We start from the raw sequence: 9,130 nt of genomic DNA, 5'->3' as shown, positions 1-9,130 counted from the left end.
CGCGCACCCCGCCGTGCATGGCATCCGCGCCCCAGGCCAGGCCCAGGCTGGTGCCGCACACGATTTCCTGGCCCTGCACCCGGAAGGGGCGGGCCAGCGCGTCGAGGATGCGGCCGGCGACGCGCTCGGCATCCTCGCGCGAACGCATCCCGTCGAGCACCACCACGAATTCGTCGCCGCCCACGCGCGCGGCCAGCTGGCCGCTGCCGCTGGCGCTATCGATGCGGTCGCTCGGCGGGCGCAGCGCGCCGCGGATGCGGTCGGCGATCTGCACCAGCAGCTCGTCGCCGGCGGCCTGGCCGAGGGTGTCGTTGATCTGGCGGAAGCGGTCGCAGTTCATGAATAGAACGGCAAACTCGCCGGCCGACAGCGGCCGCGTCACCAGGTGCTGCAGCTGTTCGCGCACCGCTTCGCGGTTCGGCATGCGCGTGAGCGCGTCGGTACGGGCGGCATTGCGCAGGCGCCGCAGCAGGGTTTCCTGTTCGCGCTGCACTTCCTGGGTGGCATCGGTGACGACCGCCATCAGGCGTTCGCCGTCGAGCTTCATCAGGCTGATCGCCAGCACCTGCGGACTGCCCGGCGCGGTGAGTTCGGGCGGCAGGGGGGCGCGCAGGCCTTCGCAGACGACCCCGGAGGCGGCGCCGAATTCGGCGGCCAGTTGCGGCAGTTGCGGCGCGATCGGCGCCAGCACGGTGTACAGGTTGTCGAGGCCGCTGTTCGGGGCGATCGGCATCAAGAGGTTCGATGCCATCGGATTGAGCATGTCCACCGTGCCGTCGGGCGACATCTGGACCAGCCCGATCGGCGCGCGGTACAGGAACTGCACCAGGGCCTCGTAGGCGTCGCACGGATCAGTCATGCTTGCGCTCTCCTTCGAGTTGATGGGCGGGACTGGACGCCATCTCGGGACGCCAGCGTTCGACGCGGTTGCGCCCCAGGCGCTTGGCCGCGTACAGGGCCTGGTCGGCGCGCTCGAGCAGCAGGTCGACGCCGCCGGCGCCGTCGTCCAGGCTGGCGACGCCGAGGCTGACAGTATACTGGATACGTTCTCCATTAAAGTGGACGGTGTGCGAGGCCACGTCAGAACGCAGGCGCTCGGCAACCACCGCCGCGCGCGGCAGGTCGGTGGACGGCAGCAGCACCGCGAACTCCTCGCCGCCGATGCGCGCGGCCACGTCCACCTCGCGGAAGGTCTCGCCAAGGATCGCGGCCAGGTGCTGCAGCACGGCGTCGCCGCCCGGATGGCCGTAGCGGTCGTTGATGGCCTTGAAATGGTCGGCATCGATCGCGATCACCGCGGTCGGGCGCGGCACCGTCAGGCTGCGGCTCAACTCCTGCTCGGCCGCCTCGAAGAAGGCGCGCCGGTTCGCCAGCCCGGTGAGATAGTCGCCGAAGGCTTCGCGCCGGCGCCGTTCGCTGGCCTCGCGCTTGTCGGTGATGTCGCGCAGGATCAGGCAATAGGCCGGGCCGTCCGCTTCCAGGCCGCAGGGCGGCGCGCGCTCGGGCAGGGGCGCGATGAGAAGGCTGCCCCAGAAGCCGCTGCCGTCGGCGCGCAGGCGCTTGCCCTCGTCCAGGCTCCAGCCGTCGCGCTCGGCGTCGCGCAGGCGGTCGAGCAGGCGCTCCGGCGTCATCGCGTCAAGCGGATAGAAGATCGAATACGGCTGGCCCACCGCCTCCTGGCCGAAGCCGGTGACGCGCCCGATGCTGGGGTTCCATTCGGCGATGGCGCCGTGCGCGTCGAGGCCGACCAGGGCGTAGTCGGCGATGCCGGTGAGGATGGCGTTGAGCCAGGCGTCGTTCTGGCGCAACTGGCGCTCGCGCCGCACCTGCAGGGTGACGTCGTCGATCACCGCCATGATGCGTCGCGCGTCGAGCTTGAGCAGGGTGATGGCGAGGATCTGCGGGATCTTCTTGGCGCCGCCGGCGTTCAGGTGCACGTGCAGGCCGTCGCAGATCTTGCCCGATGGGCGCGTGTAAGCGGCGCACAGGTGGCGCAGCTCGGGCGCGACGCTTTCCAGCGCCGTAAACAGGTTGTCGAGGCTGCCGTCGCGCGAGAGCGGCATCAGGAGCTGGGCCGAGATCGGGTTCATCATGACGATGGCGCCGTCGATGTCGGCCTGGACCAGGCCCACGGGAGCCAGGTACAGGAACTGGATCAGGGCTTCGTGCTCGGCCCGTAGCTGCTCGACGTCGTCCACGCGTGCGCCTCTAGCGTGCCGCCGCTCAGCGCTGGCGCTGGACCAGCACGTAGCGGTTGCCGCTGGCCGGGCTGGCCAGCAGGCGCAGGGCCACCTTGACCGGGCGCATGCGCAGGGTCAGGACGTAGTCGAGGGTGGCGTCGAGCGCGCAGCCCTCGTCCATCGCGTCCTCGAAGCGCTGGGCCACCATGAAGTTGTTCAGGCAGGGGGCGACGTTGGTGAACAGCGGCTGGCCGATCACGCGCTGCGGCGACAGGCCGGCCGCCTGCGATTCGAAGGCGTTGTAGCGCTGCACGTTGGTGTCGGCATCGAAGCCGATCACGCCGAAGTCGAGCTGGTCGAGCTGTTCCGGCGAGCAGTTGTCGAGCTGCGACACCAGGTCGGCGGTCGAAAACGACAGGGAAGGTGCATTCATGGCGTGGCGTGTCGCGTGCGGACGCGGTCGTTGATTTGAGGAAATTGATGTTGACATGCCGCCAGCCCGCCTGTCAATTGTGCGCAACTCAGTTTTGACACTTTGCGTTGTCGAATGTTACTTTTGCGTCGGATGATGCAGGCTTGACAGGGTGCCAAGCTGTCGGCACCATCGGCGGCTCGCCACCTGTCCCTTCCCCTCATGACCGTCAATACCCCTCCCGAACCGCGCTGGTGGTCGCATCGCCCGACCCTGCTGCGCGTCCTGTCCGACCTGCTGGCCGGGGAGCTGGCGCTGATGCGGCCCGGCATCGTGCGGCGGCCGCAGCCCTGGCCGCCCGAACTCGACCTGATGGCCGACCTCGGCGCCGATTCGCTCGAGCTGCTCGGCCTGGCCGCCGCGATGGAACAGGTGCTGGGGATCGGCTGCATCGGCGAAGAGCGGGTGCTGGCCAATCCCCGGCTCGGCGCCTGGCTCGAGGCCGCGGCGGCGGGACTGGAGGACGGCAGCGGCATGATGGGCTTTCGCACGTCGGGCAGCTCGGGCGCGCCCAAGCGCTGTGCGCATGCGCTGGCCGGCCTGTGGCAGGAAGCCTGCGCGCTGGCGGCGCTGTTCCCGGGCACGCGCCGCATCGTCGGCCTGGTGCCGTCGCAGCATATCTACGGCTTCCTGTTCACGGTGCTGCTGCCGCGCGCACTCGGTCTCGATCCCGCGAGGGCGGTGGACCTGCGCGGCGCTTCGGCCGGCGCGGTGGCGCGCCAGCTGGAACCCGGCGACCTGGTGGTGGGCTTTCCCGATTTCTGGCGCGTGTTCGCGCCGGTGGCGGGAGCGCTCCCGGCCGGCGTGCAGGGTGTCAGCTCGACCGCGCCCTGCCCGGACGAAGTCGCGCGCGCCGCCGTGGCGGCGGGCCTGGCGAGGCTGGTGCAGGTCTACGGCAGTTCCGAAACCGCCGGCGTCGGTTGGCGCGACAGCCCGGACGTGGACTATCTCCTGTTTTCCTACTGGGAGGCGGGGGCGGATGAAAGCGTGCTGGAACGCCGCTGCCCGGACGGCAGCCGCCGGTCTTTCCCCTTGCAGGACCGGCTGGCCTGGAGCGCGCCGGGACGCTTCCGGCCGGTGGGGCGGATCGATCATGCGGTCCAGGTCGGCGGCGTCAACGTCTTCCCCGGCTACGTGGCCGACGTGCTGCGCATGCATCCGATGGTCGGCGACGCAAGCGTGCGCCTCATGCGGCCGGACGAGGGCCGGCGCCTGAAGGCCTTCGTGCTGCCGCGCGGGAGCGTGCCGCCCGAGGGCAGCCTGGACGCCGCGGCGCTGCGCGCGGAACTCTCGGCCTGGATGGCCGCGCGCCTGCCGGCGCCGGAGCGTCCTGCCGCGTATTCGTTCGGTCCGGCCTTGCCGCGCCAGGCCAGCGGCAAGCTGTCGGACTGGATCATCGACGGCGACACCTAAGCGGACGCCGCCCCGGTACCGGATCAGAACAGCGCGGACGAGGGCGGCGGCGGCGGCGGGGGCGCCGCCGGAGCCGTTGGGGACTGCGGGACCGGCTCGCCCATGACCGGGTCGACCTCCACCGGCGGGTCGTCGAGCCCCGGGTCGATGTCGATCGCGCGCAGGTCCGGACGCTCGACGAACTCCTCGAACACCCAGTCGTCGTCCTCGCGTACCACGCCTTCCGGCTCCAGCCGCTCTTCCTGCGGCGGCAGCTTGGCCAGGGCCACACGCATGTAGTCGATCCAGATCGGCAGCGCCAGGGTGGCGCCGAACTCGCGCCCGCCCAGCGAGCGCGGTTCGTCGTAGCCCATCCAGGCCACCGCCACCACCTTGCCGCCGTAGCCGGCGAACCAGCCGTCGATGGCGTCGTTGGTGGTGCCGGTCTTGCCGGCAATGTCGCTGCGGCCGAGCTGCCGGCTCGATGCGGCCCCGGTGCCGTAGCGGCTCACGTCGCGCAGCATGGAATCGAGGACGAAGGCGCTGCGCGGATCGAGCACCCGGTCGCCCTCCTGGCGCGCGGCCGGCTTGTTCTCCAGCAGGACGTTGCCGTTGCCGTCGCGGATCTGGGCGATCAGGTAGGGCTTGACGCGGTAGCCGCCGTTGGCGAACACCGCGTAGGCGCCGGCCATCTGCAGCGGGGTGACCGCGCCGGTGCCCAGCGCCAGGGTCAGGTTCTTCGGGTGCTTCGGCAGGTCGAAGCCGAAGCGGCCCAGGTAGTCGTGGGTATAGTCGGTGCCGAGCGCGCGCTGCAGGCGCACCGTGGGCACGTTCTTCGAATGCGTCAGCGAGTAGCGCATCGTGACCGGCCCGTCGAACACGCCGTCGTCGTTCTGCGGCGACCAGGTCTGGCCGGCGTTCTCGCCGGGCATGTCGAGCGGTTCGTCCAGGATGCGGGTGCCGGGCGAGTAACCCTTGTCCAGCGCCGCCGCGTAGACGAAGGGCTTGATCGCGGAACCCGGCTGGCGCCAGGCCTGGGTCACGTGGTTGAACTTCTGCAGGTTGTAGTCGAAGCCGCCCACCAGCGCGTGATAGGCGCCGGTGTCGGCATCGATCGCGACAAAAGCGGCCGCCACCTGGGGCACCTGGGCGATGGCCCAGGCGTCCTTGCCTTTGCCCTTGAGCTGGCTGATGCGCACCACGGCCCCCGGCGCGATGCGCAGGCTGTCCTTGGCGTTCGCGGCCAGGGCGCGCGCCGCGAACTTCAGGCCGGCGCCCTCGATCGTCACTTCCTCGCCGCTGAGCAGCTCGACCCGCACCGCCTGGGGAGAGGCCGCCAGCACCACCGCCGGCAGCAGGCCGTCGGATGGCGTGCGCTTTTGCAGGGCCTCGATGATCGCTTCCTCGCGCTCGAGCGGATCCTGCGGCAGGGTGATGCGCGCTTCGGGGCCGCGGTAGCCGTGGCGCTGGTCGTAGGCGAGCACGTTGCGGCGCACCGACTCGTAGGCGGCGTCCTGTTCCTGCTTGAGGATGGTGGTGGTCACCACGATGCCGCGCTCGTAGGCTTGTTCGCCGAGCCGGGCATAGACGGCCTGGCGCGCCAGTTCGGCGACGTAGTCGGCGCGGGTGTCGAAGACCTGGCCGGCGCGGCGAATGCGCAGCGGCTCGGCCACGGCCTGGCGGTATTCGGCCTCGCTGATGTTCCCGAGCCTGAGCAGGCGCTCGAGCACCACGTGCTGGCGCTGCTGCGCACGCTTCGGGTTGGCGATCGGGTTGTGGCGCGAAGGATTCTGCGGCAGGCCGGCCAGCATCGCGGTTTCGGCCAGGCTCAGCTCGTCCAGGCGCTTGCCGAAGTAGCTGCGCGCCGCGCTGGAAAAGCCGTAGGAGCGGTTGCCCAGGTAGATCTGGTTCATGTACAGCTCGAGGATCTGGTCCTTGGTGAGCGCATCCTCGATGCGGTAAGCCAGCGCGACCTCGGTGATCTTGCGCGACAGGACCTTGTCCTTGGAGAGGAAGAAGTTGCGCGCCACCTGCATCGTGATGGTCGAGGCGCCGCCCGAGCCGAAACCGCCGCGCAGGTTGGTGTACACCGCGCGCATGGCGCCGCGCCAGTCGATTCCCTGGTGCTGGTAGAAATGGGCGTCCTCGATGGCGAGCAGGGCTTGCTTCATGCGCGCCGGGATCTTGTCGATGGTGACGAAGTCGCGCCGCTCGACGCCGAATTCGCCGATCAGGTGATTGTCCGCGGTGTAGACGCGCAGCGGGATCTTGGGCTGGTAGTCGAGCACCGCGTCGATCTTCGGCACCTTCGGCAGGATCACCGTCATGGCATAGATGGCAATGCCGGCCGCCAGCCCGACCAGCGCGGCCAGCGAAAAGAAGATGAACATCCGGAGACGGCGGGGGCGTTTGGCGGGCGGCGGCGAAGACTGGGTCACTACGAAACTCTCGAGGTATGGCCGTAAGTACGGTTCTTGCGATCCATTGTATCCGGCGCATCGTAAACCTCCAAACCGCTTTCTTTCCATTTCGGCATATGCCATAGTCACGCATTCGGTTTTACCCAAGCATGCATACACAGGACCATCCATGCCCTACGATTCACCCGCCAAGGCCGGCCCGGCCGCCTTCAAGCCCTACATTCCCGCCAGTGCGAACCTGCCCGAATTCACGCTGCGCGCCCTGATCATGGGCACGGTGCTGGGCATGGTGTTCGGCGCTTCCTCGCTCTACCTGGTGCTGAAGGTCGGCCTCACGGTCAGCGCCTCGATTCCGGTGGCGGTCATCGCCATCACCCTGTTCCACACCGCCAGGCAGTTCGGCGCGCGCGAATCGACCATCCTCGAGAACAGCATCGCGCAGACCGCCGGATCGGCCGGCGAATCGCTCGCCTTCGGCCTGGGCGCCACCATGCCGGCGATCCTGATCCTCGGCTTCGACCTGGACATCGCGCGCGTGATGCTGGTGGGCGTGCTGGGCGGCTTGCTCGGCATCCTGATGATGATCCCGATGCGCCGGACCATGATCGTCGACGCCCACCGCGAGCTGAAATATCCGGAAGGGACGGCCTGCGCCGAGGTGCTCAAGGCCGCCGCCACCGAAACCTCGCGCGCCGCGGCCGGCGAAGCGCGCGAAGAAGGTTCGGATGCGGCGCGCGACGCCCGCCGCCGCGCCATGCTGATCTTCGGCGGCTTCGGCATCGGCCTGCTGTACAAGACCCTGAGCGTGTCGTTCAAGGGCTGGCGCGACTACGTCAATTTCGAGTTCGGCAATCCGCTCAGGGGCGGCTCGGCCGGCGCCGAAGTGTCGCCGGAACTGCTCGGCGTGGGCTACATCATCGGTCCGCGCATCGCCTTCACGATGGCGGCGGGCGGGGTCCTGTCCTACCTGCTCCTGATCCCGATGATCAAGTTTTTCGGTGACTTGCTCACCGTGCCGCTGGCGCCGGCCACCACCCTGATCCGCGACATGGGCCCGGACGACATCCGCGACGCCTACGTGCTCTACATCGGCGCGGGGGCGGTGGCCGCCGGCGGCCTGATTTCGCTGGTGCGCTCGCTGCCCGCCATCTGGAAGGGCCTGAGCGGCGGCCTGGCCGGATTCGGCAAGGGCAAGGGCGCCGCCGCGGCGGCGCAGGCCGAGCTGCCGCGCACCGAGCGCGACATTCCGCTGAAGTGGGTCCTAATCGGCTGCCTGGCCATCATCGCCATCATCACGGTGGCCACGCCGCTGCACATGAACCTGCTGGGCGCGCTCCTGATCCTGGTGTTCGGCTTCCTGTTCGCGACCGTGTCCTCGCGCCTGACCGGCGAGATCGGTTCGTCCTCGAACCCGATCTCGGGCATGGCCGTGGCGACGCTGCTGTTCACCTGCCTGATCTTCCTGCTGATGGGTTGGGCCGGCGGGCAATACTACGTGACCGCGCTGTCGGTCGGCGCCATCGTCTGCATCGCGGCCAGCAATTCCGGCACCACCTCGCAAGACCTGAAGACGGGCTTCCTGGTCGGCTCGACGCCGCGCATGCAGCAGTACGCGATCCTGTGCGGCGCCTTTGCCTCGGCGCTGATCCTGGGCCCGATCCTGCTCAAGCTGAACGAAGCCGGCACCGTCTACGTGCCCGCAAGCCAGGTGGCGCCCACCGTCAGGCTCAGTGCCCAGCAGCTCGGCGCCCTGACGGAGACCGCGCAGCTGGCGGGCCCGCAGGCCGCCAGCGACGCCAACACCTATAAGGTGTGGCGCAAGACCGACGTCGAGGGCGGCCCGGCCGGCAAGTACCTGGTGGCCGAGGACGGCAGCCTGGCCTACCTGGTCGACCCCGGCATCAACGGCACCCAGCACGTGCGCCCCGACGGCACCGAGGTCAAGAAGTACGACGCGCCCAAGGCGGTCTTGATGTCCTACATCATCAAGGGCATCCTCGACCAGGAGCTGCCGTGGACCCTGGTGCTGTTCGGCGTGATGATCGCGGTGGTGCTCGAGATGGCCGGCGTGCATGCGCTGGCATTCTCGGTCGGGGTCTACCTGCCGCTGCTGGCGACGCTGCCGATCGCGGTGGGCGGCACGGTGCGCTGGCTGGCCGACCGCCGCAACAACAAGCTGCCGCAGTACGAGAAGCTCAGCGACGAAGAGCGCCAGGCCGCGGGCGACCGTAGTTCGGGCACCTTGCTGGCCTCGGGCTACATCGCGGGCGGCGCGCTGGCCGGCATCATCATCGCCATCACCGCCGGCGTGCTGACCAACTTCGACAACAGCATGGCGAAGTGGGCGGAAGCCTCGAACCCCTTCTTCGCGGGACCGAGTTCGCACTTCCTGAGCCTGATTCCATATGGCCTGATCATCGCGCTGCTGTACTGGGTGGCGCGCGAGAAGGTCAAGAAGTAAGCGGAGAAGTCAGCGAGGAAGTCAGTGAGGCGCTAAACGACAATGGCCCGGATCGCTCCGGGCCATTTTTACGCTGGCTTAGAACAATGGGATGGACGCCCCCACCCGTAACGGCATCAGTGTGCCAAAGTGGAAGTATCGAGCAACCACTTGAACCGAGGGGGGCGTCACCATGGAGATTACGACAGTTGGCATCGATCTGGCA

General features: G+C 69.0%; 6 protein-coding genes. 2 read left to right on the top strand and 4 right to left on the bottom strand.

Features of this window, described 5'->3' with window-relative positions:
• The 3 genes from ACK4S9_RS22795 to ACK4S9_RS22785 form a co-directional block, all read right to left on the bottom strand.
• Positions 1–859: diguanylate cyclase domain-containing protein (locus tag ACK4S9_RS22795; protein ID WP_409730170.1), on the bottom strand; the 859-nt coding region annotated here is incomplete at its 3' end.
• Positions 852–2,198 carry a diguanylate cyclase gene (locus ACK4S9_RS22790; RefSeq protein WP_409730169.1) on the bottom strand — a complete coding sequence of 449 codons (1,347 nt, stop codon included), beginning with the start codon at positions 2,196–2,198 and terminating at the stop codon, positions 852–854. The genes ACK4S9_RS22795 and ACK4S9_RS22790, both read right to left, overlap by 8 nt.
• 25 nt (positions 2,199–2,223) lie before the next feature.
• Entirely contained in the window at positions 2,224–2,613 is a 390-nt protein-coding gene (locus ACK4S9_RS22785; RefSeq protein WP_409730167.1) for a PAS domain-containing protein, read from the bottom strand.
• 201 nt (positions 2,614–2,814) lie between these two features.
• Between ACK4S9_RS22785 and ACK4S9_RS22780 the strand changes: the two genes are divergently transcribed.
• The gene (locus tag ACK4S9_RS22780; RefSeq protein ID WP_409730165.1) at positions 2,815–4,065 is read left to right on the top strand and encodes an AMP-binding protein; all 1,251 of its coding nucleotides are present in this window, start codon (positions 2,815–2,817) and stop codon (positions 4,063–4,065) included.
• Between the two features lie 23 nt (positions 4,066–4,088).
• Here ACK4S9_RS22780 and ACK4S9_RS22775 read toward each other — a convergent pair whose 3' ends face one another.
• Positions 4,089–6,434, bottom strand: a complete 2,346-nt coding sequence (locus ACK4S9_RS22775; protein WP_409730163.1) for a penicillin-binding protein 1A — start codon at positions 6,432–6,434, stop codon at positions 4,089–4,091.
• Between the two features lie 199 nt (positions 6,435–6,633).
• Here ACK4S9_RS22775 and ACK4S9_RS22770 point away from each other — a divergent pair, with 199 nt between their 5' ends.
• Positions 6,634–8,925, top strand: a complete 2,292-nt coding sequence (locus tag ACK4S9_RS22770) for an OPT family oligopeptide transporter (RefSeq protein WP_409730161.1) — start codon at positions 6,634–6,636, stop codon at positions 8,923–8,925.
• The last annotated feature ends 205 nt before the right edge of the window (positions 8,926–9,130 follow it).

Source organism: Massilia sp., from assembly GCF_046293535.1.
Classification (GTDB): domain Bacteria; phylum Pseudomonadota; class Gammaproteobacteria; order Burkholderiales; family Burkholderiaceae_D; genus Telluria.
Note: the sequence above shows the minus strand (reverse complement) of the source record. Positions and strands in the feature narration are given on the sequence as shown.